25 protein-coding genes are annotated in these 24931 nt (G+C 57.6%); 14 read left to right on the plus strand and 11 right to left on the minus strand.

The features are described 5' to 3' along the window. Window positions 1–7 precede the first annotated feature (7 nt). From BMX55_RS01870 to BMX55_RS01910, 9 genes are all read left to right on the plus strand, one after another. A complete protein-coding gene (locus BMX55_RS01870; protein WP_091451879.1) occupies window positions 8–1780 on the plus strand; it encodes a nitrite/sulfite reductase in 1773 nt (590 codons plus the stop codon). A gap of 23 nt (window positions 1781–1803) precedes the next feature. Then, window positions 1804–2193, plus strand: coding sequence for a DUF934 domain-containing protein (locus tag BMX55_RS01875; protein WP_091451881.1), 390 nt, complete (start codon window positions 1804–1806; stop codon window positions 2191–2193). Continuing rightward, window positions 2190–2951 (plus strand): phosphoadenylyl-sulfate reductase, encoded by a 762-nt coding sequence (locus tag BMX55_RS01880; RefSeq protein ID WP_091451884.1) that lies wholly within the window; start codon window positions 2190–2192, stop codon window positions 2949–2951. Before BMX55_RS01875 ends, BMX55_RS01880 begins: the two co-directional genes overlap by 4 nt. A gap of 14 nt (window positions 2952–2965) precedes the next feature. Beyond that, entirely contained in the window at window positions 2966–3898 is a 933-nt protein-coding gene (gene cysD, locus BMX55_RS01885; RefSeq protein WP_091451888.1) for a sulfate adenylyltransferase subunit CysD, read from the plus strand. Continuing rightward, complete coding sequence (locus BMX55_RS01890; protein WP_091451891.1) at window positions 3898–5220, plus strand: sulfate adenylyltransferase subunit 1; 1323 nt, start codon at window positions 3898–3900, stop codon at window positions 5218–5220. The genes cysD and BMX55_RS01890 overlap by 1 nt, the downstream gene beginning before the upstream one ends. A gap of 112 nt (window positions 5221–5332) precedes the next feature. After that, window positions 5333–5662 carry a ferredoxin FdxA gene (gene fdxA / locus BMX55_RS01895; RefSeq protein ID WP_091451893.1) on the plus strand — a complete coding sequence of 110 codons (330 nt, stop codon included), beginning with the start codon at window positions 5333–5335 and terminating at the stop codon, window positions 5660–5662. A 30-nt stretch (window positions 5663–5692) separates the two neighbouring features. Next, a complete protein-coding gene (locus BMX55_RS01900; RefSeq protein WP_245751207.1) occupies window positions 5693–6769 on the plus strand; it encodes an NAD(P)/FAD-dependent oxidoreductase in 1077 nt (358 codons plus the stop codon). Window positions 6770–6874: 105 nt separating this feature from the next. Beyond that, on the plus strand, window positions 6875–9721 hold the full coding sequence (locus BMX55_RS01905) for a bifunctional diguanylate cyclase/phosphodiesterase (protein ID WP_177172797.1): 2847 nt from the start codon (window positions 6875–6877) through the stop codon (window positions 9719–9721). 32 nt (window positions 9722–9753) lie between these two features. After that, complete coding sequence (locus BMX55_RS01910) at window positions 9754–10221, plus strand: SH3 domain-containing protein (protein WP_425432035.1); 468 nt, start codon at window positions 9754–9756, stop codon at window positions 10219–10221. Window positions 10222–10232: 11 nt separating this feature from the next. Here BMX55_RS01910 and thiD read toward each other — a convergent pair whose 3' ends face one another. After that, window positions 10233–11087 (minus strand): bifunctional hydroxymethylpyrimidine kinase/phosphomethylpyrimidine kinase, encoded by an 855-nt coding sequence (thiD, locus tag BMX55_RS01915; protein WP_091453104.1) that lies wholly within the window; start codon window positions 11085–11087, stop codon window positions 10233–10235. Between the two features lie 252 nt (window positions 11088–11339). On the opposite strand from thiD, the gene thiO reads away from it, so the two are divergent. Genes thiO through BMX55_RS01935 form a run of 4 tightly spaced genes read left to right on the plus strand, consistent with a single transcriptional unit; the run spans window position 11340 to window position 14338 of the window. After that, on the plus strand, window positions 11340–12428 hold the full coding sequence (gene thiO / locus BMX55_RS01920; RefSeq protein WP_091453107.1) for a glycine oxidase ThiO: 1089 nt from the start codon (window positions 11340–11342) through the stop codon (window positions 12426–12428). Next, window positions 12425–12622 carry a sulfur carrier protein ThiS gene (gene thiS / locus BMX55_RS01925; RefSeq protein WP_091451902.1) on the plus strand — a complete coding sequence of 66 codons (198 nt, stop codon included), beginning with the start codon at window positions 12425–12427 and terminating at the stop codon, window positions 12620–12622. The genes thiO and thiS overlap by 4 nt, the downstream gene beginning before the upstream one ends. Window positions 12623–12626: 4 nt before the next feature. After that, window positions 12627–13439, plus strand: a complete 813-nt coding sequence (locus BMX55_RS01930; RefSeq protein WP_091451905.1) for a thiazole synthase — start codon at window positions 12627–12629, stop codon at window positions 13437–13439. Beyond that, window positions 13436–14338, plus strand: coding sequence for a thiamine phosphate synthase (locus BMX55_RS01935; RefSeq protein ID WP_091451907.1), 903 nt, complete (start codon window positions 13436–13438; stop codon window positions 14336–14338). The genes BMX55_RS01930 and BMX55_RS01935 overlap by 4 nt, the downstream gene beginning before the upstream one ends. Before the next feature lie 18 nt (window positions 14339–14356). On the opposite strand, the gene BMX55_RS01940 is transcribed toward BMX55_RS01935, so the two are convergent. From BMX55_RS01940 to BMX55_RS01975, 8 genes are all read right to left on the minus strand, one after another. Continuing rightward, entirely contained in the window at window positions 14357–14632 is a 276-nt protein-coding gene (locus BMX55_RS01940) for a FixH family protein (protein ID WP_091451910.1), read from the minus strand. 22 nt (window positions 14633–14654) lie between these two features. Beyond that, window positions 14655–16100 carry a cytochrome c oxidase accessory protein CcoG gene (ccoG, locus tag BMX55_RS01945; protein ID WP_091451912.1) on the minus strand — a complete coding sequence of 482 codons (1446 nt, stop codon included), beginning with the start codon at window positions 16098–16100 and terminating at the stop codon, window positions 14655–14657. A gap of 71 nt (window positions 16101–16171) precedes the next feature. After that, a complete protein-coding gene (gene ccoP / locus BMX55_RS01950) occupies window positions 16172–17098 on the minus strand; it encodes a cytochrome-c oxidase, cbb3-type subunit III (protein ID WP_091451915.1) in 927 nt (308 codons plus the stop codon). Between the two features lie 23 nt (window positions 17099–17121). Further along, window positions 17122–17259, minus strand: a complete 138-nt coding sequence (locus BMX55_RS01955; protein WP_091451919.1) for a cbb3-type cytochrome oxidase subunit 3 — start codon at window positions 17257–17259, stop codon at window positions 17122–17124. A 14-nt stretch (window positions 17260–17273) separates the two neighbouring features. Next, on the minus strand, window positions 17274–17906 hold the full coding sequence (gene ccoO, locus BMX55_RS01960; RefSeq protein ID WP_091451922.1) for a cytochrome-c oxidase, cbb3-type subunit II: 633 nt from the start codon (window positions 17904–17906) through the stop codon (window positions 17274–17276). An 18-nt stretch (window positions 17907–17924) separates the two neighbouring features. Further along, window positions 17925–19367 (minus strand): cytochrome-c oxidase, cbb3-type subunit I, encoded by a 1443-nt coding sequence (gene ccoN / locus BMX55_RS01965; RefSeq protein ID WP_091451924.1) that lies wholly within the window; start codon window positions 19365–19367, stop codon window positions 17925–17927. Window positions 19368–19434: 67 nt separating this feature from the next. Beyond that, complete coding sequence (gene ccoS / locus BMX55_RS01970; RefSeq protein ID WP_091451927.1) at window positions 19435–19572, minus strand: cbb3-type cytochrome oxidase assembly protein CcoS; 138 nt, start codon at window positions 19570–19572, stop codon at window positions 19435–19437. A gap of 17 nt (window positions 19573–19589) precedes the next feature. After that, window positions 19590–21986, minus strand: a complete 2397-nt coding sequence (locus tag BMX55_RS01975) for a heavy metal translocating P-type ATPase (RefSeq protein WP_091451930.1) — start codon at window positions 21984–21986, stop codon at window positions 19590–19592. 101 nt (window positions 21987–22087) lie between these two features. Here BMX55_RS01975 and BMX55_RS01980 point away from each other — a divergent pair, with 101 nt between their 5' ends. Beyond that, window positions 22088–22531, plus strand: a complete 444-nt coding sequence (locus tag BMX55_RS01980) for a universal stress protein (RefSeq protein ID WP_091451934.1) — start codon at window positions 22088–22090, stop codon at window positions 22529–22531. A 9-nt stretch (window positions 22532–22540) separates the two neighbouring features. On the opposite strand, the gene BMX55_RS01985 is transcribed toward BMX55_RS01980, so the two are convergent. Next, entirely contained in the window at window positions 22541–24004 is a 1464-nt protein-coding gene (locus BMX55_RS01985) for a malonyl-CoA decarboxylase (RefSeq protein ID WP_091451936.1), read from the minus strand. Between the two features lie 85 nt (window positions 24005–24089). After that, entirely contained in the window at window positions 24090–24911 is an 822-nt protein-coding gene (gene lgt / locus BMX55_RS01990) for a prolipoprotein diacylglyceryl transferase (protein ID WP_091451938.1), read from the minus strand. Window positions 24912–24931: the final 20 nt, after the last annotated feature.

The raw sequence follows: 24931 nt of genomic DNA on the forward strand, positions 1-24931 counted from the left end.
TTGTCTTATGTACCAATACACCGACTTTGACCGACAGTTCGTCCGCCTGCGCGCCGACCAATTCCGCGACCAACTCAATCGCTGGCAAACAGGCAAGCTGAGCGAGGACGATTTCCGCCCGCTGCGCCTGCAAAATGGCTGGTATGTGCAGCGCTACGCCCCCATGTTGCGCGTGGCCGTTCCCTATGGCGAAATTGCCAGCCGCCAACTGCGCGTGTTGGCCACCATCGCCCGCGATTACGACACGCCCGAGGCTGCCGTGTTCCAAGAAGCCATGACCGGCCAAGGCAAGCTGGGCACCACCTTTTTGCCCAAAAATTGCGCCCACTTCACCACCCGCACCAATGTGCAGTTCAATTGGATTCCGCTGTCCAAATCTGCTGATGTGATGGACTTGCTGGCCAGCGTAGACTTGCACGGCATCCAAACCAGCGGCAACTGCATCCGCAACACCACCACCGATGCGCTGGCCGGTATCGCAGTGGATGAAGTGGTCGATCCACGCCCCTACGCCGAAATCATCCGCCAGTGGACAACCCTGCACCCCGAATTTGCCTTCTTGCCACGCAAATTCAAGATCGCCATTACCGGCGCTACGGAAGACCGCGCTGCCAGCGCTTGGCACGATGTGGGCCTGCAACTGGTCAAAAATGCCGCCGGTGAAGTGGGCTTTAAGGTGTCGGTGGGTGGTGGTATGGGCCGCACTCCCGTGATTAGCAGCGTGATCCGTGAGTTCCTGCCTTGGAACCAGATCATGAACTACATTGAGGCCATTGTGCGCGTGTACAACGAGCAAGGCCGCCGCGACAACAAATACAAAGCCCGTATCAAAATTTTGGTCAAGGCCGAAGGCCAAAGCTACTTTGACGCCGTGGAAGAAGAATTCCGCCAGATCGTCGAGATCGACGGTGGCCCGCACACCATTCCGCAGGCCGAATTGGATCGCGTGGCGGCTTGCTTTGTACCCCCCGTGCTGGCCGATGTGCCCGCCATTGACCCCGCCACCCTGACCGCCCAACTGCAAGCCCAAGGCGCAGAGCACCCGGCCTTTGGCCGCTGGTTGGCGCGCAACGTCCATGCGCACCAAAACCCGCAACTGCGCGCCGTCACACTGTCGTTCAAGCGCCCCGGCCAAGCCCCCGGTGATGCCACTGCCGACCAGCTCGACGCCTTGGCCGCGCTGGTGGACAAATACTCCGCCGGTGAAGCCCGCGTGACCCACGACCAAAACGTGCTGCTGCCTTGGGTGCATGGCAGCCAATTGTTGGCGCTGTGGCAAGAAGCCAAGGCGCTGGGGCTGGCCAGCGCCAATGTGCAACTGCTCACCGACATGATCGCCTGCCCCGGCGGCGACTTCTGCGCACTGGCCAACGCCCGCTCGTTGCCTCTGGCCCAAGCCATCACCGAACGCTACCAAGATTTGGACGAGCTGGACGACATTGGCGAGATTGACCTGCACATCAGCGGCTGCATCAACTCCTGCGGCCACCACCACAGCGGTCATATCGGCATTTTGGGTGTCGATAAGGATGGCAAAGAGTGGTACCAAATCACGCTGGGCGGCTCGGACGGCTCGCGCTTGTCCGGCCCCGCCGTGGCCGGTAAAGTCATTGGCCCCTCGTTCTCTGCCGCCGAAGTGCCCGCCGTGATCGAAGCCGTGCTCACCACCTACCGCGACCAGCGCCAGCCGCGTGAGCCTTTTGTCGATACCGTGCGCCGTATCGGCTTGGATGCCTTCAAGCAGGCCGCCAATGCCGTGCGTATCCCGGTGGCCGCCTAAAAAATACAGTGGATGATCGCCCCATGAACTTTCAGATTCTTGCTTCTGCCAGCCACACCCCGCCCGCCGAAGGCGACACCAGCGCTGTGGCCCTACCCAACGATGCCGATGCCTTGGCCTTGCCCTTGGACGGCGTGACCCGCATTGACCTGCACTTTCCTGCCTTTACCGATGGTCGTGCCTTTAGCCAAGCCTATTTGCTGCGCCGCCGCCGGGGCTTTAGCGGCGAAATCCGCGCCACCGGCGATGTGCTGATCGACCAGTTGGTGCAAATGCAGCGCACGGGCTTTAGTTCTGCCGTACTGAAAGAAGGCGTAGATGCCGCCGACGCCCAGCGCCAGTTTGCACGCTTTCAAGGCTTTTACCAAGCAGATGCCGTACAAGCCAAACCTATTTTTGTCTTGGAGCCCTGATGACTAGCAGCCTGCTTTCACGCGGTGCGCCCGCCAAAGCCACCACGGTTCACGCCCGCCCCAGTGCCGACTTTGCCGCCAAGCTAGAGCAAACCCGCGCCCTGCTGCAGCAAGCGGCGGCCTTGGGTGCGCCGGGTGCCGTGACCCAAGCCTCTAGCTTGGGTGCCGAGGATGTGATCATCACCCACCTGATGAACGCGCTGGAGCTGGATATCCCGGTGTTTGTGCTGGAAACTGGCGCACTGCACACCGAGACTCTGGCCCTGCTGGAGCGCACACAAGCGCACTCGCGCGCGCCCATCGTCGTCTATAAGCCTGAATTTGATGCAGTCATCCAGTTCATCCGCCAAAACGGCCAAGATGCGATGTACCGCAGCATTGAACTGCGCAAAGCCTGCTGCCAGATTCGCAAGATGGAGCCACTGGCCCGCGCACTGGCAGGCAAGCAAGGCTGGATTACCGGCCTGCGCCGCGAACAATCCAACGCCCGCGCCGAGGTACCCGCCATTGACACTTCCGAAGTGGTGTCCAAGGGCCTGACCAAGTTCAACCCCCTGACCGACTGGACGCTGGGCGACGTCTGGCACTACATCGCCGAAAATCAGGTGGACTACAACCCTCTGCACGACCAGTTCTTCCCCAGCATTGGCTGTGCGCCCTGCACCCGTGCCATCAGCTTGGGTGAGGACTTCCGCGCCGGACGCTGGTGGTGGGAAGACGAAGCCGCCAAAGAATGCGGCCTGCACGTCAAGAATTGATTGGAAAACGCACTATGAATGCCCGTATCGACACCTCTGCGCTGAGTCACCTCAGCAACCACCACCTTGACGCCTTGGAAGAAGAAACCATCTTCATCCTGCGCGAAGTGGCCGCCGCCTTTGAGCGCCCAACACTGCTGTTTTCGGGCGGCAAAGATTCATTGGTGATGCTGCGCTGCGCCGAAAAAGCCTTTGGCGCGGGCCGCATCCCGTATCCACTGTTGATGATCGACACAGGTCACAACTTCCAAGAAGTGACCGATTTCCGTGATTTGCGCGCCAAAGAATTGGGCGCAGAACTGATCGTGCGCAGCGTCGAAGACTCGATGGCCCGTGGCACCGTGCGCTTGGCCCACCCCGGCGAATCGCGCAACGTACACCAATCGGTGACGCTGCTCGAAGCGATTGAAGAATTCCGCTTTGACGCCTTGATCGGCGGTGCCCGCCGTGACGAAGAAAAAGCCCGCGCCAAAGAGCGCATTTTTAGCCACCGCGACAGCTTCGGCCAATGGCAACCCAAGGCCCAGCGCCCCGAACTTTGGACGCTGTTCAACACCCGGCTAGCTCCGGGCGAGCATTTCCGTGTCTTTCCGATCAGCAATTGGACAGAACTGGACGTCTGGCAATACATTGACCGCGAAAATATCGCTCTGCCCAGCATCTACTACACGCACCAGCGCGAAGTGGTTGATCGCCGTGGCCTGTTGGTGCCCGTCACCCCCCTGACGCCACCCAAAGACGGCGAAGAAGTGGTCGTGCGCGATGTGCGCTTTCGTACCGTGGGCGACATCACCTGCACCTGCCCAGTCGAAAGTTTGGCCGCTACGGCAGGCGAGATCGTCATTGAGACCTTGGCCGCTGATGTCAGCGAGCGCGGTGCCACGCGCATGGACGACAAGACCAGTGATGCCTCGATGGAAAAGCGCAAGAAAGACGGATACTTCTGATGACTACCCCCGACAACACCCCTATCTCCGCCCTGCGTTTTATCACCTGCGGCTCGGTCGATGATGGCAAAAGCACGCTGATTGGCCGCCTGCTGGTCGATAGCAAAGCCGTGCTGCAAGACCACTTGGCCGGTGTGCAACGCCAAGGCGAAACCGATTTGGCCCTGCTCACCGATGGCCTGTCGGCAGAGCGCGAGCAAGGCATCACCATCGACGTCGCCTACCGCTACTTTGCCACCGAAGCGCGCAAATTCATCATTGGCGATGCCCCCGGCCACGAGCAATACACGCGCAACATGGTCACGGCGGCCAGCAGCGCTGATGCCGCTGTGGTGCTGGTCGATGCCACCAAGCTTGATTGGCAAAACCCACAGCTCACGCTGCTGCCGCAAACCCGCCGCCACAGCCTGCTGGCGCATTTGCTGCGCGTGCATTCGCTGGTGTTTGCCATCAACAAGCTCGATGCGGTGGCCGACCCAGCCTTGGCTTGGAAACACATCAGCGCCGCCTTGGATGCTTTCTCCAACGCTGCGGGCATTGACGTGCATACCACCGTGCCCATCTCGGCGCTCAAGGGCTGGAACGTGGTCGATGCCCAGCCGGGTTGGTGCGGCTATACCGGCCCGACCTTACTGGAAATTTTGGAGCAATTGCCCAACACCCCCACCGATACCAATTTGCCCTTGGCCTTCCCGGTGCAATGGGTAGAAAAGTTTCACGACTCCGCCGTCACCACCCAAGGGCGGCGCGTGTTCTGGGGCCGGGTGGCGGCGGGCAATGTGGCCGTGGGCGCTGAAGTGCAAATCTTCCCCAGCGGCCAAAAAGCTGTGGTGGCCCAAGTCATTGATCATGCCCGTCAGCCCGGCAGCGTAGCGGCTGGATTGAGCGCAGGCATCACGTTAGACCGCGAAGTCGATGTCTCACGCGGCGACTGGATTGTGGCCGCTCCGGTGGCTGCTGCCGTGGCCGAAGACGATTTCGACACCCCCGCCGCCGTCAGCCCTTGGCCGGGCCGCAAGGAGCTGTCTACCACCATCGCTTGGATGGATGACGAGCCACTGGTGGCAGGCCGCACCTACTGGGCACTGCACGGCCACCGCTGGGTCAAAGCCAAGGTGCGCCGCGTCGTGCACAAACTCAATATCAACACCTTGGCCGAAGAAGAAGCCACCCAGCTCGAACCCAACGCCATCGGCCATGTCGAGCTACTGCTGCAAGAAGCCCTGCCCGCCGCCCCATTCACACAAGCCCGCGTGTTGGGCTCGTTGATTTTGGTCGATACTGCCAGCCACAAAACAGCAGCTGCCGTACTGGTGAACTAACCCTTACGCACCCGCTCCACCGCTGCCTCCCCACTGTGGGGAGGCTTTCTTTATCCATCGCCAGTGAAAACTCCTAAAATCACGGGTTTTCACCGCTCCCACAAAAAATCCCATGACCCACGTTGTTTCCGAAAACTGCATCAAGTGCAAATACACCGATTGCGTGGATGTGTGCCCGGTGGACTGCTTCGTTGAAGGCCCGAACATGCTGGTCATCAACCCAGACGAGTGCATCGATTGCGCCGTCTGCGTGCCCGAGTGCCCCGCCAACGCCATCTTTGCCGAAGAAGACCTGCCCCCCGCCGAGTTGGCCTTCATCAAAATCAATGCCGACCTGACCAATGCTCCCGGCTGGAAGGCCATCACCAAGCGCAAGGCCGCCTTGCCCGATGCTGACGCTTGGAACGGCCAGCCGGGCAAGCTCAAAGAGCTGGCACGCTAAGGCTTTTCAGTCGCCATCCACAGGCCCACCTTGCCTACCGTTGCGCCCCCCGCTACTGGCATCATCAGCACCGATGCACTGGTTATTGGTGCTGGGCCAGTGGGTTTGTTTCAAGTCTTTCAGCTGGGGCTGCAAGGGCTGCAAGCGCATGTCATTGATGCCTTGCCACAACTCGGTGGCCAATGTGCCCAACTGTATGGCGACAAGGCCATCTACGACATTCCAGCCCTGCCCAGTTGCAGCGGTCATGAATTGGTGCAACGGCTGGTAGAGCAGTGCGCACCCTTTGCCCCACAATGGCATTTGGGTGAACTGGTCAGCAGTCTGTCCAAACAAGCCGATGGCCGCCTAGAAGTCATTACAGCGCAAGGCACCAAACTGGTGGCGCGCACTGTGTTCATCGCCGCAGGTGTTGGGGCCTTCATGCCACGTCCGCTGCAATTGGCCGGGCTAGAGGCTTTTGCGGGCCAACAGGTGTTTTACTCTTTAGACGATACCGATAGGCTCACCGGCCAGCATGTGCTCATTCATGGCGGTGGCGAGGCGGCGGTCTCGCAGGCGCTCGAATGTGCCAGCCTACCCGCAGCCCAACGCCCGGCCAGCATCACCCTACAGCATCGGCGCGATGCCTTTGAGGCCCCGGCAGAGATGCTGGCGCACCTCCAGACCCTGCGCCAAAGTGGCGAAGTGCAAGTGGTTATCGGCCAAATCACCGGCCTAGAAAGCCAAGCAGGCCTGCTCACGGGTCTGAGCCTGCTCGCCCCCGATGGCAGCACCCAGCGCGTGGGCTTGGATGTGCTACTGGTACGCTTGGGGCTGCTGCCACGTTTAGGGCCGGTGGCCGACTGGGGCTTGGCGCTAGAACGCAAGCAACTCCAAGTCGATACTGCCACCTTTGCTACCAATGCCCCTGGCATTTATGCTGTAGGCGACATCATCACCTACCCCGGCAAACGCAAACTACTAGTCTGTGGTTTTCATGAGGCCACCTTGGCCGCTTTTGCCGCCGCAGAATACTTAGCAGGCCATACGCTTGCGCTCGAATACACCAGCAGCAGCCGTCGGTTGCAACAGCGCCTAGGCGTGCAGGAAACCCCAAGGCCATAGTACGTAGTGCCATATGCCGTAGTGCCATAGAAGAGCCCTAAAATCGGCATACCTCCAATCTAGCAATGTGTCGTGCGCATGGATCTGTCTGTCAATGAAACCACCATGCCCCGATTGCATCTGATCGGGACACTCAGCCTACTCTTGGTAGTCACGCTGGCAATGGCTGGTTTCTTTTCTTGGCAAAGTGTGCAAAACCACCGCGCCGCGCTAGAGCGCATCGAAACAGTCATCCATCAGCAGCAGCGGACACGCCTGAGGAGCGAGACACAATCGGCGGTAGATTATTTAGAATTTTTGCGCCAGCGCACCGAAAGCGTACTACGCCGAAGTATCGTCGAGCAAGTGGACGTTGCCATGCAAATGGTCGAAGCCATCCATGCACGTGAGTCGGCTCATCGTCCAGCAGCAGAGGTACAACGGCTGATCCGTGAAGCGCTGCGGCCTGCCCGCTTTTTTGAGGGTCGGGGCTACTTCTTTATTGATGATATGGATGGCAGCTTTGTGCTCTTGCCTACAGCGCCGCAATACGAAGGCCGTGCAGGCATTGACAACCGCGACGGTACCGGGCATTACATCATGCGCGGCCTGATTGAGGCCGCCCGCAAACCTCAAGGCGAAGGTTTCTCACGCTATCAGTGGTATCGGCCTGATGCACCACAAACCATGGCCGAGAAAATGGCCTATGTACGCCTCTTTGAGCCTTACCAATGGCTGATTGGCACTGGTGACTACCTTTATGAATGGGAAGACCGGCAAAAGAAGGAAGCGATGCAGCGTCTGCGTGCGCTGCGCTTTGGCTCCAGTGGCTCTATTGGTTTACTCGATCGCGATGGACGCTCGCTCATTAGCCCCAACAATCCGGCCCTCGAAGGACTCAAGCCAGAGCAAATGCCTGCGCATGAGAGAAAAGCACTGCAAACCCTTTTTGCCACCGCTCAAGCCGGTGGTGGCTTTGTAGAGTATGACTGGCCCCGGAAAAAATCCCCAGATGACAGCAACACCGAAGTGGGCCGGAAAACCGCCTTAGTCAGTGTTTATGAACCTTGGGGTTGGATCATAGTCACCACCACCTTCAATGACGAGTTGCAGTCCACCCTGCACGCTGAAACCTATGCCCAAGAACAAGGCAACAGTCAACAGCGCTTACAACTGGCCTTGGTGCTGGCAGCAGTCGCTGCCTTGGGCATCATGGGTTCCTTTGTTTTTTCTCGGTGGTCCAAAAAACTGTTTGCCCGCTACCACCAAGAACTGGCACAAGCACAAGCCGACTTACGCATTGCCGCCATTGCTTTCGACTCTCAAGAGGGCATTTTTGTCACCGACCCCCAAGGCGTCATTTTGCGGGTCAATCACTCCTTTACAGACATCACCGGCTACCCCGCCGAAGAAGCCATTGGACAAACACCCGCACTGCTGAAATCGGGGCGGCATGACGCACACTTCTACCAAAAAATGCGCGACACCGTCAACCACACTGGTGGTTGGCACGGAGAGGTGTGGAACCGACGCAAAAATGGCACCATTTTTCCAGAATGGCTGACCATCACTGCCGTCAAAACCGACGATGGCACCGTCACCCACTATGTCAGTACCCTGACCGACATCACCCAGCGCAAAGCCGCCGAAGAAGAAATCCGCCACCTCGCCTACTACGATGCCCTGACGCAATTGCCCAACCGCCGCCTGCTGCTTGACCGGCTGCAACACGCACTGCTCAACAGCCGCCGTACGGGCCGCCAAGCAGCACTGATGTTCATTGATTTAGACCATTTCAAGCTCATCAACGATACCCAAGGCCATGACAAAGGCGACATCCTGCTGCAAGAAGTGGCCCAGCGCCTACTCCAGACCGTGCGTGCCAACGACACCGTTGCCCGCCTTGGAGGCGATGAATTTGTGGTGTTACTAGAAGACCTCAGTCCTGAGGTAGATGAAGCGGCGGCCGAAGCCACAGTAGTGGCAGAAAAGGTTTTGGACGCTGTGGCACAGGCATGGATGCTCGATGGCAACGAAATCAAAAGTTCTTGCAGCATTGGCGTTGTGCTGTTTACCGACAGCAATGCCAGTGCAGAAGACCTGATGAAACATGCGGATCTGGCCATGTACCAAGCCAAAGAATCCGGTCGCAATACTGTGCGCTTCTTTAATCCACAAATGCACGAGTCCATTGTCAAGCGCGTGGCGCTAGAAAAAGACTTGCGCACCGGCCTAGAACGACAGCAGCTGTTCCTGCTCTACCAAGCCCAAGTCAACACCCACGGGCACATTTTGGGCGCAGAAGCACTGGTACGCTGGAACCATCCCCGGCATGGCTTGGTATCACCGAACGAATTTATCCCGTTGGCTGAAGACAGTGGTCTGATTTTGCCACTGGGCCAGTGGGTACTGCACGCGGCCTGTGAGCAACTGGCACGTTGGGCGCAAGAGCCAACCCATGCTCACCTGACACTGGCCGTCAATGTCAGTGGTCGACAACTGCGCCAGCCCGATTTTGTTCAGCAAGTGCTAGACACCCTGAAAAAGACAGGTGCACCGCCCCAGCTGCTCAAGCTAGAGCTGACCGAGAGCCTACTGCTAGACAACCCACAAGATGCCATCACCAAAATGATGGCACTAAAGAAGCATGGCGTCGGCTTTTCGCTGGATGATTTTGGTACAGGCTATTCGTCTTTGGCCTATCTGCGCCGCCTGCCCCTGAGCCAGCTCAAAATTGACGGCAGTTTTGTCCGCGACTTGGTCTCAGAACCACGGGCTGTAGCGATTGTGCGCACTATCGTCACACTAGCCGACAGCTTGGGGCTGCAAGTGATTGCCGAAGGGGTAGAAACCCAAGAGCAACGCGAGAGCCTAGCGCACAATGGCTGCCACACCTACCAAGGCTATCTTTTCAGCCGCCCTGGTACCGTGCAAGAACTCGAAATCATGCCTCAGCCTAGGCTGCCCACATAATGGTGGTGTTTTTCTCGAAAGGAGTTTGCCCTGTGTTGTCTTTGTCTCGTCGTCTTGCGCTATCGCTGCTTACCTATAGCACACTCACCTGCCTGATGGCCAACCCAGCTCAAGCGCAAGCACAAGAGTTTATTAGCGTCAAAGGTGCTGGTGCCAACGTGCGTGAGCAACCCTCCACCAAAGCCACCACTCTGTGGGAATTGAACGATGGCTACCCATTGCAAGTCATTCAGCGCAAAAGCGACTGGCTACAAGTCAAAGACTTTGAAGCAACGCTAGGCTGGATTTATGCCCCACGCACACAAAAAGTACCCCACATGGTCATTACGGCCAAGGTAGCCAACTTGCGTGCCGGCCCCACCCAACAGCACAAAGTCGTGAGCAAACTCGAAGCACAAGAAATTGTCAAGACGCTCAAAAAATCCAACGACTGGGTACAGGTGGAGCGCAGCAACGGCCAACAGGGTTGGATTGCCAGCAACTTGGCTTGGGGCTGGTAAAGCAGTTAGTTCTAAACGCTGTGCAGCCGCTGCGCCACTGGCGCATAAGCATGATTAAGCGGGCCGTGGCCGTGCCCAGTGCGTACCCCAGCACCTGCAGCAATAGCCCCCAAAATATAGCCACGCGCCTGCTCCACGGCTTGGGGCAAGCTGTAGCCCAAGGCCAAATACACGGTCAGCGCCGAGGACAGGGTGCAACCCGTGCCATGGCTGTTGGCCGTGGCAATGCGCGGCGACTGTAGCTGTAACGTTGCACCATTGCGCTGCACCAGTACATCCACCACGGTATCACCCACCAAATGCCCACCTTTGAGCAACACAGCAGGCGCACCCAATTTCAGCAAGGCATGGGCGGCGGCCTCTAACGCCTTTGGGCCATCAATCGCATAGCCTAGCAACAATGCAGCCTCATCGAGATTGGGCGTGACCACCTGCGCCAACCCAAACAACTCCTGCACCAGCACCTGTACCGTCTCGCTGGCCATCAGGCGGTCGCCGCTGGTGGCTACCATCACTGGGTCACACACCACATGGGGCAACTGGTAGTGGCGGATGGCATCGGCCACTACCTGCACCACTTCGGGTGAATGCAACATGCCAATTTTGACGGCGTCCACCCCAATATCCTCCACCACAGCAGCAATCTGGGCCTGCAAAATAGCGGGCGGCACGCCATGAATAGCACGCACCCCTTGGGTGTTTTGCGCCGTAATGGCCGTGATGGCCGTCATGCCGTAGCAGCCCAACGCACTGAAGGTTTTCAGATCAGCCTGAATACCAGCCCCCCCCCCACTGTCTGAACCGGCAATCGACAAGACCCGCACATAGCGAGGAGAGATTTCAGAAGTCGCAGCAGAGATTGACATGAAGAGATTCCAGAAAAACTGGCTACCCACCATCGTGATAGCCAAGATCAGATTGTGGCGTATGCGCCAAGTCAAACCTGACTGCACCGGGCTGTGATGTAATCCTATGAGGACGAAACAGGGGTGTCTGCCCAAGCGGCGCGGACTGAGAAACACCCTCCATCACCCGATCCAGATCATGCTGGCGTGGGGAGCTTTCGACACCGGCACACGCCCGTTTTGTCCTTGGATTTCCTACCAATGGACAAACCGATGATCTCTCCCTCCTCTTCGTTTGTGATTCTGGGCGCGGGCCTGATGGGCCGCTTGCTGGCGGTGGCGCTGGCCCAGCGCGGCCACACAGTCAGTGTTTACGATGCCCAAGGCCCCTGCGGTCAGGGCAGCGCCGCCCGCGTGGCCGCTGCCATGTTGGCACCCTTAGCAGAATCGGCCATCACGGAACCCGGCGTGGTTCGCATGGGCGAATACGCCCTGACGCGCTGGCCGCAATTGCTGGCAGAGTTGCAACAACCGGTGTTTTTTCAGCAAAACGGCACGCTGGTAGTCTGGCACCGCCAAGACGCCACCGAAGCTGCACGCCTGCGCCGCCTCTTTGAAACCACCAGCCGCACTATTGCAAGTCTGCCCATCATGGAGGTACTTGACAGCGCACGCATGGCCGACATCGAACCAGCGCTGGCACAGCGCTTCCATCAGGGCCTGTATTTGCCCGGTGAGGGCCAACTGGACAACCGCCAGTTACTGGCCGCACTAGAGCAACAAATGCTTGCGCTGGGCGTGACCTGCCACTGGAACACGGCAAAATCTCCGGCAGACTTCCAACCCGGTGCCAGCGGACAGCCAGACTGGCTGCTCGACTGCCGTGGCTTGGGTGCGCAGCCACAATGGCCTGCCTTGCGCGGCGTACGCGGCGAGGTAGTGCGGGTGCATGCCCCCGATGTCACCTTGCAGCGCCCGACCCGGCTGGTGCATCCACGTTACCCGATCTATATCGCACCGAAAGAAGATCACCTGTTTGTCATTGGGGCCACCGAAATCGAATCCGACGATATGTCTCCGGCCAGTATGCGCTCGGCCCTAGAGCTAATGAGTGCGGCCTACGCCGTCCATCCCGGCTTTGCCGAAGCGCGCATCTTAGAAATTGCTACCCACTGCCGCCCCACCCTGCCCGATAACTTGCCAGCAGTACGCCAAACTGCACCGCGCACCTTGGAAGTCAATGGGCTGTACCGCCACGGCTTCATGATCTCGCCAGCACTGCTCGATGTGGTGTTAGAACTGCTGACCACCGGCCAATCTATCCTAGCCCCCCGTTTTGATCTGCGTATCGATTTGCCATGAACCTGACCATCAACCAGCAAGCCCACCACCTGCCCGACACCTCCACCGTGGCCGATGCCATCACCGCTATCGATGCCCGCCCGCCGTTTGCGGTGGCGGTCAATACCGTATTCATCCCCAAAACCCAATACACCCAGCATCGCCTGCACGCGAATGACCAGGTAGAAATCATCTCCCCCGTCACTGGGGGTTAAGGCCATGCAAAACCATCCCACCTCTGACGATCCTTTGGTACTGTACGGTCAGGTGTTCCACAGCCGCTTGCTGCTGGGCACCTCGCGCTACCCTTCTCCCAGCGTGCTAGAGGCCGCTGTGCAACGCGCCCGCCCTGCAATGGTCACTGCCTCGCTACGCCGCCAAGGCAGCAACCCCGCAGAAAACGGCCAGCGTTTCTGGGAGCTGCTGCGCCAGCTGCAAGTGCCCGTACTGCCCAACACCGCAGGCTGCCACAGCGCACAAGAAGCTATCACCACCGCACAGATGGCCCGTGAAGTGTTTGACACCCCGTGGATCAAGCTCGAACTGATTGGCGATGACTACACCCTGCAACCCGATACCCTCCATCTGGTCAGTACCGCAGAACACCTGATCCGTGAGGGTTTTCAGGTGCTGCCCTACTGCACTGAAGATTTGGTGGTGTGCCAGCGTTTGGTGGATGTAGGCTGCCAAGCCGTGATGCCTTGGGCGGCTCCGATTGGCACCGGGCGCGGCCCCGTCAATCCTTACGCTTTGCAACTGCTGCGCGAACGCCTGCCAGTACCGCTGTTAGTGGATGCAGGCTTGGGCCTACCCTCGCACGCCTGCCAAGTCATGGAATGGGGCTATGACGGTGTGCTGCTCAATACCGCAGTAGCCTTGGCACAAGACCCGGTCTCGATGGCTGGTGCTTTTGCCGATGCCGTACAGGCCGGGCGCACTGCCTACCGCTCTGGTGCCATGCAGGCCCAAGATGCCGCCCAAGCCAGCACCCCAGTGCTGGGCACCCCTTTCTGGCACCACGACACCCCATGACCTCACAGCAGATTGACACCTTAGCGCAAGAGATCGTGCGCCAGCACAGTCACACCTTTGCACCCTGTACGCCACAACCGGTACCCGCCACGACCGAGCCATCGCCCATCTATCAGGCGGCCTTGCAAGCCTGTAGTACGCTGGGCTTTATTGCGCCCGATGCCCAATGCTTGGCTAGGGCTTGGCTGGCACAAACCAAGCGCGCGGGCAGTTTTGATCCCAGCCACTGGCCTGATACCGCAGAGGATTTTGGCCTACAAGCGCGGCCACAGCCCACCCATTTTGCCCCGTGTCCACACGCTCTGGGCTTGTATGCCGTGCTACCAGATGCCCAATGGGTGGGGCGTATGGCCCGCGCCGGTGTACCTACAGTGCAATTGCGTTACAAATCAGAAGATGCCTGCGCCATCGAGCAAGAAGTGCAAGCGGCGGTACAAGCCGTCCAAGGCACGGCAGCGCGTTTATTTATTAACGACCATTGGGAGGCCGCACTGGCTGCAAAAGCCTATGGCATCCATCTGGGCCAAGAAGATTTAGATGCCATGCGCCCTGAAGACCTAGAACGCATCCGAACTGGAGGCTTGCGTTTGGGCGTTAGCACCCACGGTTATGCTGAGATGGTGCGCGCTGATGCTGTAGGCCCCAGTTATATCGCCTTGGGTGCTGTGTTTCCTACCACCCTCAAGCGCATGGCAACAGCACCACAAGGGGTGGCACGGTTGGCAGCCTACGTAGGGCTCATGCAGCACTACCCCTTGGTAGCCATTGGTGGCATTGGCATAGAGCAATTTGCCTCTATTCGCGCCACAGGTGTAGGGTCTATTGCCGTAGTCAGGGCTGTGGTCAATGCGCCCCAGCCCGAAGCTGCTGCCACTGCACTGCTACAGGCGATGGCCTAAGCCACCGCCCTTTGCAGCTTAACGAGGGGCTGGCTGGTCTACTGGTGGCGTAACAGCATGGTTACGGCCATTGACAGCAGGTAGCAGGCTCTTTTCCACCAGCGTCTTGTTGATCTCGATGCCCTGACGATAGTAATCGTTGCTGACGACAGGGTCAGGGGTCTTAATGGCCAGCCACAGCGTGTAGAACCCAGCCACAATCACGATGGCTGGCCCGGCCAAAATTAACCAAACATAGCCAAATTTCCACCACGGTGGCGCTACCAAATCAGGTTTATTCGTAAGCGTTGTCATTCATTTATCCTTAATATCGGCATTAACGGGGTACCAAGAACACAGATTTTTCTGTCAATTGCGCATCACCATTCACCGTTTGAATATCAAAGTAGAACGGATGCGAACCCGAAGGCATAGAACCATACGGAATTTGCAGACGCACCGGAACCCAGCGCGATTGGGCAGCATCAATCTGCACCTCAGTCTCTGAAGCTACTTCTAGCCCATCCAGACCATGGGCCGAGATGCGATAACGTTGCGATGCTTCAGTGGCATTCATAATTTGCAAGCGATAAATATTCTCCAACTTACCACCTGCCACAATCCGAGACAAGGCAGCGCGATCACGCACCACATCAACCTTGAGCGGTGTACGCATCACCAAGCTGACCAGCATAGCCACACACAAAGAGATCAAAATAGCACTGTACACCAACACCCGTGGCCGGAATACACGCCGCATGATTTGCGATTGGCTCCACCCCTGAGCCACCCCATTTTGGGTAGAGAAACGCACTAATCCCTTGGCGTAGCCCATTTTATCCATCACAGTGTCGCAAGCATCTACACACAAGCCACAGCCAATACATTCGTATTGCAAACCATTGCGAATATCAATCCCCACCGGACATACCTGCACACACAAGGTGCAATCAATACAATCACCCAATCCCTTGGCTTTGTAATCAACTGTTTTATTGCGTGGGCCACGCTTTTCACCACGGGCAGTATCGTAGGTAACAATCAAAGTGTCTTTGTCAAACATGGCGCTTTGAAAGCGCGCATAGGGACACATGTATTTACACACTTGCTCACGCAGGAAACCTGCATTGCCATAGGTGGCAAAACCATAAAATCCTACCCAGAAAAGTTGCCAAGACCCTTGCAAAGCCATCAGTTCTGAACCTAATTCACGGATAGGAACAAAATAACCAACAAAGGTAAAACCTGTCCAAGCTGCAATCGCGACCCACAAAAATTGCTTGAGCGATTTTTTCCAGATTTTTTCAAATGTCCAGCCACTGTTGTCTAGCCGCACACGGGCACTGCGGTCTCCTTCGACCTTGTGCTCTATCCACATAAAAATCTCGGTATACACCGTTTGTGGACAAGAAAAACCGCACCACAAGCGCCCCGCTACGGCTGTAAATAGAAACAGCGACAAGGCCGAGATAATTAACAATCCGGTCAGGTAAATAAAGTCTTGCGGGTACAGTACCAGACCAAAAATATAAAAGCGCCGCGCTCCCAGGTCAAACAGCACCATCTGGCGCTGCCCCCACTCAATCCAGGGCAGACCATAAAAAACAAGCTGGGTCAGGAAAACCATGACCCAGCGCCAACGTGCAAAAAATCCAGAAATTGAACGCGGATAAATCTTTTTTTGTGCCGCGTACAATGACACAGTTTCTTGATCGGAATTAGATTCTGCTGCTACAGGCTTGATCGGAATGATCTTTTGCTGTTTTCCGTCAGAAGGTTGCATAGTGCAATTTCTCAAAAATCACTGGCACTTACAGCGGGTGGTGCCCGAAGGCACCACCAAGGCTAACGAAATTAGCGGGTAGCCGTAGCACCCGGTTTATTCGACAGTCCCCAGACATAAGCGGTCAGTACGCTCAGCTGCGCTTCCGTCAACTTACCAGTGCCCGCTTGTGCAGGCATTTGGTTGACCTTGCCATTATTGATCATTGCAGTGATCGCTGCTTCGCCCCAACCGTGCAACCAGATGTCATCGGTCAGGTTGGGTGCGCCCACTGCCTGCATACCCTTGCCATCCGAACCGTGGCAAGCAGCGCAAGCCACAAATTTGGACTTGCCTTGCGAAGCACGCAAGGAATCGTGTGGGCTGCCAGATAGGCTCAAAACATAATGGGCCAGATTGCGTACATCTTCTGGAGTACCCACAGCAGCGGCCATAGGAGGCATCATGCCAATACGGCCCTTGTGCAGGGTTTCGCTGATTTTCTCGGGGGTACCACCATGCAACCAATCCTTATCGGTCAGATTAGGAAAGCTCTTGCTACCGCGTGCATCAGAGCCGTGGCATTGTGCGCAATTGTTCAGGAACAAACGCTCACCAATCGCCATCGCCTCTGGGTCACCCGCCATTTTCTCAGGGGGCATAGAAGCAAAACGGGCATACAAAGGCTCCAGTGCCGTATTAGCTTCGGCCACTTCTTTGTCGTAAGCACCGTACTGGCTCCAACCAGCCTTGCCTTGGTAAGCGCCCAAACCAGGATAGAGAGCCAAATAACCCAAAGAGAAAATAACAGTCAAAACAAACATCCACATCCACCAACGTGGCATGGGGTTGTTCATTTCGCGCAAATCGCCATCCCAGACGTGGCCGGTGGTGTTGTCGCTGGCAGAGGCTACCTTTTTGCGTGCGGTCATCCACAACAAAAGCAGGCAACCAAAGATACCGACGATGGTAATTCCGGTGACAAAAATCGACCAGAAATTGCTAGTGAAGTCACTCATAGTGTGTTCTCGTTCTGGTGGCTTTAGTCTTGCAGAAAGGGCAGTTGGGCTGCTTCGTCAAACTGCGATTGATTTTTACGGGCGTAGGCCCAAGCCCAGATGCCAATAAAAATAACGAAGGAGATCAGCGTAACCCCAACGCGCATGGTGGTGATGTCCATGGCCAAATCCTTTCTTATTTGAGCGCTAGGCCCAGAACTTGGAGGTAAGCAACCACAGCTTCCATCTCGGTCTTACCCTTGATTTCTTCGGGTGCAGCAGCAATTTGCTCATCGGTATAAGGCACGCCTACCTTGCGCAAGGCAGCCATGTGCGAACCAATGGTTGCAGAATCGACCACATTTTTTTCCAACCAAGGATAGGCTGGCATGTTGGACTCAGGCACCACATCACGCGGATTGTTCAGGTGGATACGATGCCATTCGTCGCTGTACTTGCCGCCTACGCGGTGCAGGTCAGGGCCGGTACGCTTGCTGCCCCATTGGAAGGGGTGGTCGTACACAAACTCACCCGCTACCGAATAGTGGCCGTAACGCAGGGTTTCGGCACGGAAGGGACGAATCATCTGCGAGTGGCAGTTGTAGCAACCCTCACGCAGATAGATATCGCGGCCAGCCAGTTGCAACGAGGTATAGGGCTGCAAACCCTTGATCGGCTCGGTGGTGGACTTTTGGAAGAACAGCGGCACGATTTCCACCAGACCACCAAAGGCAATCACGATCACGATCAGGACGATCATGAGGAAATTGTTGGTTTCAATGGTTTCGTGGGAAAAGCCTGTCGAGGCGCTATGGTTGTTATCAGACATGAAATAGCTCCTCGATACTCAAGCGTGGGCTGGCTGCACGGCAGGAATGGCCACCGTAACGGAACGACCGGAAGTCGCCGTCATGACAACGTTCCAGAGCATCATGACCATACCTGTGAGGTAAAGCACGCCACCTGTAAAGCGGATCACATAGAACGGATAGGTAGCCTTAACGCCTTCAACGAAGGTGTAAGTCAGGGTGCCGTCGGCATTGACCGCACGCCACATCAGACCTTGCATCACACCAGCAATCCACATTGCAGCAATGTAGAGCACGATACCAATCGTGGCCAACCAGAAGTGGACTTCAACGGCCTTGACGGAGTGCATTTTTTCTTTGCCAAACAAACGGGGAACCAAGTAGTACATGGAACCCATCGTGACCAAGCCGACCCAACCCAGGGCACCTGCATGGACGTGACCGACAGTCCAGTCGGTGTAGTGGCTCAGGGCGTTGACCGTCTTGATGGCCATCATGGGGCCTTCAAAGGTAGACATACCGTAGAACGACAGCGAGACGATCAGGAAACGCAAGACGGGATCGTCACGCAGTTTGTGCCAAGCGCCAGACAAAGTCATGATACCGTTGATCATGCCGCCCCAGCTGGGAGCCAACAGAATCAGGGAGAACACCATACCCACCGATTGCGTCCAGTCGGGCAACGCTGTGTAGTGCAGATGGTGTGGGCCAGCCCACATGTAAGTGAAGATCAGCGCCCAGAAGTGAACGATAGACAAGCGATAGCTGTAGACTGGACGGCCTGCCTGCTTGGGGATGAAGTAATACATCATGCCCAAGAAACCAGCGGTCAGGAAGAAACCCACCGCATTGTGACCATACCACCACTGCACCATAGCATCTTGCACACCAGCGTAAGCCGAGTAGCTCTTCATCATGCCAGCAGGAATAGCAGCACTGTTGACGATGTGCAACACAGCCACGGCCAAGATGAAGGCACCGTAGAACCAGTTGGCCACATAAATGTGGCGCACTTTGCGAATGCCGACCGTGCCAAAGAAAACGATGGCATAAGACACCCAGACCACAGCGATCAGAATGTCAATGGGCCATTCGAGTTCGGCATACTCTTTACCTTGGGTGTAACCCAGAGGCAAGCTGATAGCAGCGGCCAAAATGACCAACTGCCAGCCCCAGAAGGTAAAGGAAGCCAGTGGGCCAGCAAACAGGCGCACTTGGCAGGTGCGTTGCACCACATAGTAGCTAGTGGCAAACAGCGCGCTGCCGCCAAAAGCAAAAATCACTGCATTGGTATGCAGTGGGCGTAAGCGGCCATATGTAAGCCACGGGATGCCAAAGTTGAGTTCGGGCCACGCAAGCTGGGCGGCGATGATGACGCCAACCAGCATGCCAACCACCCCCCAGACCACGGTCATGATAGAAAACTGCCGCACAACGGTGTCGTTGTAGTGCGCAGCATCTGCTTGTTTCGGTATATCCATAGTGCACCTCTTGATTTCAGGGAGAATAATAACCGGAGAAGGCGTGATGTCTTTGACAGTGGTCAAGTCAATTGTCGCGAAGAATACGCTCGCCTTCTTGCTCGATGTTTTCAAACTGTCCACGGTAGACCGCCCACCACAGACCCAGCAAGATCATCAACACCAACACCACAGACAAGGGAACGAGCAAATACAGGATGTCCACAGAACGCCCTCCATCGGTTAAACAACTGCATGGGCAGTGGGCTGCACAGCAGCCACTGGAGGCTCCAGCGACGGCAAAGGCAAGGAAAGACGAGCGGCATTGAGCACCACGAGGAGCGAGCTCAATGCCATTCCCAGCCCAGCCAGCCAGGCAGGCATGTATCCGGCCACGGCCAGCGGTACGCTCAAAGCGTTATAGCCTGCTGCCCACCACAGGTTCTGACGCACCACACGCAAGGTGCGGCGTGCCAGCAACACCGTCTGGGGAACCAGCCAAAGCTGATCCCCCAAAACGACGAAATCAGCCTTCGATTGTGCCAGCGCCACCGACTTACCAAAGGCAAAAGACACATGGGCCCCGGCAAGCACTGGCCCATCATTGAGACCATCACCCACCATGACCACATGCCGCCCTTGGGCTTGCAGGGTTTGGAGGGTTTCCAATTTGTCTTGGGGTGTGCAACCAGCACGCCACAAGCTGATGCCAGACTGCGACGCCACACGGGCCACGGCAGCCTCTTGGTCACCAGAAAGCAACTGCACAGCAATGCCAGCAGCCGCCAAGGCACGCACAGCACCAGCAGCTTCAGCGCGCAAGTCTTCGGCCAAATCGAATCGGGCCAACTCCACAGGGGCAGCATTTTCTGGCTGACGCACTAAATACACCTGCTGGAGCACAGCATCTTTTGCAATGGGTGCTTGGGTATGGCGCTCAGACCCCAACAAGACCCGACTGGCAGGCCACTGGCCTTGGGTATCGTGTACCCATGCTGTCAGGCCGTGCCCTATGGATTCTTGTACCTCAGAGACCTGCCAGCGCGACGGCGTTGGTAAGCCCTCGGCCTTAGTTACCACAGCGCGGGACACCGGATGCAGGGAATGGCACGCCAATGCCGCCGCCAGCGCCAGCGCATCGGCCTCAGACAGCCCAGCCACTGGATGCACCCCAGAGACCCACATGCCATCACGGGTCAGGGTGCCAGTTTTATCAAACACCAGTGTATCGACACTTGCCAGCGCTTCTAGCCCTTGCAAATTGCGCACCAAGACCCCTTGGCGCGCCAAAGCGCCTGCCGCAGACAGCATCGCCACCGGCGTAGCCAAAGACAAAGCGCAGGGGCAGGTAACGATCAGCACGGCCACGGCCACCATCAAAGCATGGGCCGGATCGGTAGGCCACCACCACAGTGCAGCCGCGCCAGCGGCCAGCAGCACCGCCACCAGAAAAGGCCGTGCTACTTTGTCTGCCAGTTGGGCGAGACGCGGTTTTTGCAAGGATGCACTTTCCATCAAGGCCACAATCTGACCAAATCTGGTAGCAGCCCCGGTACCCTGCACCAGCACCAGCACCGCTGATTGCAGGTTGTAGCTGCCTGCCGTGACCATGCTGCCTTCGGTGCGCAGCACTGGGGTGGACTCGCCAGTTAACAGGGCCTCATCGGCCAGAGTTTGACCTGAAACAATCTGCCCATCGGCAGGAAAAGCCTCTCCCGGTAGCACGCGCACGGTGTCTCCGGCCACCAGACGGCGCACCGCTACCCGCTCAAAACTGCCATCCGGGTTGCGCCGCTCCACGCTGTCGGGCAGGCGGTTCATGACTGCCTCTAGGGCACCGGCGGTGCGGTCGCGCAGGCGCAACTCCAGCCAACGCCCCGTGAGCAGGAAAAAGACAAACATGGTGAGGGAGTCAAAAAACACCTCACGCCCAAACGGCCCGGACGGATCGAATGTGCCTGCCGTACTGACGACAAAGGTAATCACCATGCCCAAAGCCACGGGCAAATCCATGCTCACGCGGCGCTGACGGATATCGCGCAGGGCGCTGGTAAAGAATGGCCCACAGGCAAACAACACTACAGGCAGCGAAATTACCCAAGAAGCCCAGCGCAACAACGTTTCCATCTCTAGCGTGAGATCACCGGGGGCCGCGACATAGGCAGGCCACGCATACATCATCACCTGCATCATGCAAAAGCCTGCCACCAGCCAGCGCCACAGGGCGCGGCGGTTTTCACGCCGACGCTGCTCGCGGGCCAAAGCATCCATGGCGGGCAGCGCGCCATAACCCGCTTTGCGCACCGCAGCCACCCATTGCGAAGGCAATACTCGGCACGGCTGCCAAACCACACGCGCACGCTGGGTAGCTGCACTGACTTCTGCCTGCATCACTCCCGGAACAGACTGCAAGGCATCTTCGATGGTCAGGGCGCAGGCGGCGCAGTGCATACCCTCCAGCACGACATGGGACTCCCACGGGCCACTCTCAGGGCCAGCTGGGGCCGCCAACTCGGTACAGGGACGCCCAAAGGCGGGCCACTCTTGGGGATCATCTAACAGCGCATGGAGGGTGCTGCCTGCCGCTGCACCATCAGCGGCATGACCCGGTGCAAAGGCATTCTCGGAATTCGTGGACATGCAGCGAGCTTACCCCTTTTGCGTGCCATACTGCCCCGCCTGCGTTATTTTCCCTACTGGCCTAGTACAGCTGCAGGCATGGTTTTTTGAGAGGATTTTGCATGTACCAATGTATTTTGATTGCCACCGATGGTTCCGAGCTTTCTGAAAAAGCCGTACAGAGCGGCCTGTCACTGGCGGCCTTGGCGGGTGCCAGCGTGATTGCCCTGAAGGTGGTGCCACGCTATCCGCGCAGCTATTTTGAGGGCGGCTTGCCTGTGGATGCCCAAGACATTGAGCGCATCGAAAAGCAGTGGGATGACGCCGCCCACAGTTTGATCGAAAAGATCAAGGCCGATGGCGCAGCACAGGGCGTGACCGTGCAGCCGGTGCTGGCCAAATCTGACTTGGTAGCTGAAGCCATCATTGCCGCCGCCAAAAAGCACGAATGCGATTTGATCGTCATGGCCTCGCATGGCCGCAAGGGCATACAGCGGCTGCTGCTGGGAAGCGAAACCCAGCACGTCTTAACCCATTCGCACGTGCCGGTGCTGGTACTGCGTTAAACCAAGCCCTCAGCCCCGGCACAGGCTCTCAACCTCGCGCGAGGCGGCCACGCGCCCTTGGGCCAGCAAGCTGCGGTGCTTATCAATGCGCTTGAGGTCGTAGAGATAGTTGACCATCAGGCCATAGGATTGCTTGATGCCCTTGGCAGACGGATCACCCGCCCAATTGAGCCGCTCGACACGGGCACCATTGCCCAAGTGAAAGCGGGCCACGGGGTCAAGGGGTTTGCCCGCTTGTAGCTCCTGTGTCAGGTAGTAGGCTGCACACTGCAACAGCCATTGGCCTAGCGGTGATTTAGCCTCTACTGCCAAAGGCTTGTCTAAAGCGGCCAGAAGATGTGTGGCCTCCAAGGCTTGCGCTGACTCCAGCCCCAAGGCTCGCGCCAGCTCGGTGCGGCGTTTTTCCGTCAGTGCTTGCAACCTTGCATCGGCCTGCTTGCCCAACCAAGCACGCAGCCCCGGAATGGGGGAAAGCGTGGCAAAGGTACGCAAACGCGGAAACTCTGCCGATAGCGTCTCTACGACGTGTTTAATCAAAGAGTCGCCAAAGCTGACGCCGCGCAGCCCGACTTGGGTGTTGCTGATGGAATAAAAAATAGCGGTGCTGGCACGATGGATGTCTGCGGGAGCTGCCGTTTCATCGAGCAAGGGGGTGATGCAATCGGACAGGCGATCCACCAATGCTACTTCGACAAAAATCAGTGGTTCATTGGGCAGATTGGGATGGAAAAAACCGTAGCAACGCCGGTCGCTATCGAGGCGGTTTTTGAGATCACTCCAACTGCGGATGTCGTGCACGGCCTCGTATTGGATGAGCTTTTCTAGCAGCGATGCGGGAGAGTCCCAAGACAAGCGGCGCAACTCCAAAAAGGCCACATCAAACCAAGTGGAAAAGAGCTGCTCTAAATCGGCGTCCAGCGCCAGCAAACGCTTGTCGGCCTTGAGCCGGGGCAGCAGTTCAGCGCGCAAGTCGAGCAAAAAACGCATACCGCCAGCAAACACGGCAAAACGCTGCAACAGCCGCGTTCGTGGCGACACCAAGGCACGGCGCAAGGCGATTTCGGCCTGTGCCTGCTCCTCTGTGCCTAGGGCCACTTCATAAGCTTGACGGGCTGCCTGCACCCGCGCTGGATCGGAAACAAATTGCTCACACAGCAGCGACCAAAGGTCGCCCCGCTCTTCGGGGGAGGCATTGGCATACCAGACCATCACGGTCTGGGCATGGCGGGCACCCTCGACATCGCTGACCTGCACGGCAGCTGCCGCTTGCAAATCAGCCAACAATTTGCGCAAGGCTCTGGGTGTGAGCGCCTCTTGACCGCGCCGCAAAGTAGCTTGCAAGCGCTCGTGGGTACTGCGCGGTGGTGCAGGTGGGCGCGTAGGCGCAGCGGTCTCATTCACACTGGCCGTATCTGATGCCCCAGAACGCAAACGCGAAACACCACGGGCTAGCCAATCGGTAGCAGTTGTCATGTAACACCTCCTCTAAACCCAAAACAGCTTATGAAATTTATGGGCTGCACAAAGGATACACAATACAGACCAGAGAAAATTCTGACTACCTGCGAATGGTGTCAGTGTGCTGCTGCGCCCACCACCACAGGCCGATACCGCCCAGAATCATCGGCAAACACAGCCACTGCCCCATACTCATACCCAAGGGTAGCAAGCCCAAAAAGCTGTCAGGCTCGCGGAAAAATTCAGCCACAAAGCGCAGCAGGCCATAGCCTAGCAAAAATGCGGCAGCCACCTGCCCCTGACGACGCTGGCGTCGGGCATAGAGCCAGAGCAAGACAAACAGCAACAGCCCCTCCAGCAGAAACTGGTAAATCTGCGACGGATGGCGCGGTTGCAAAGACCCGCTATGGGCAAACACCATGCCCCAAGGCAAATCGGGGCTGGCAAAACGCCCCCACAGCTCACCATTGATAAAGTTGCCTACCCGCCCAGCCGCCAGCCCAGTGGGCACGCAAGGGGCGACAAAATCGGCCACTTGCAACCAAGGGCGCTGGCGCGAGCGCGCAAACCAAACCATAGAGGCCACCACCCCCAACATGCCGCCGTGAAAACTCATACCTCCCTGCCAGATGGCCAAGATTTCTAGCGGATGGGTAGCATAGTAGCCGGGTTTGTAGAACAGGCAGTAACCGAGCCGCCCACCCAAAATTACGCCCATCACGCCCAGAAACAGGATGTCTTCGACATCTTTGCGTGACCAAGCCCCAGGCCCGGAGATATGCACAAACGGCGCATGGCGCAGGCGCAGACTGCCCAAAAACAGGAACAGGCCAAACGCTGCCAAGTAAGTCAGGCCATACCAGTGGATGGCCACCGGCCCCAATTGCAGGGCCACAGGGTTGATGTCGGGGTAAATCAGCATAGTGCCATTGTGCCCGGCTT

The organism is Giesbergeria anulus, assembly GCF_900111115.1.
In the GTDB taxonomy this organism is placed as follows: Bacteria; Pseudomonadota; Gammaproteobacteria; order Burkholderiales; family Burkholderiaceae_C; genus Simplicispira; species Simplicispira anulus.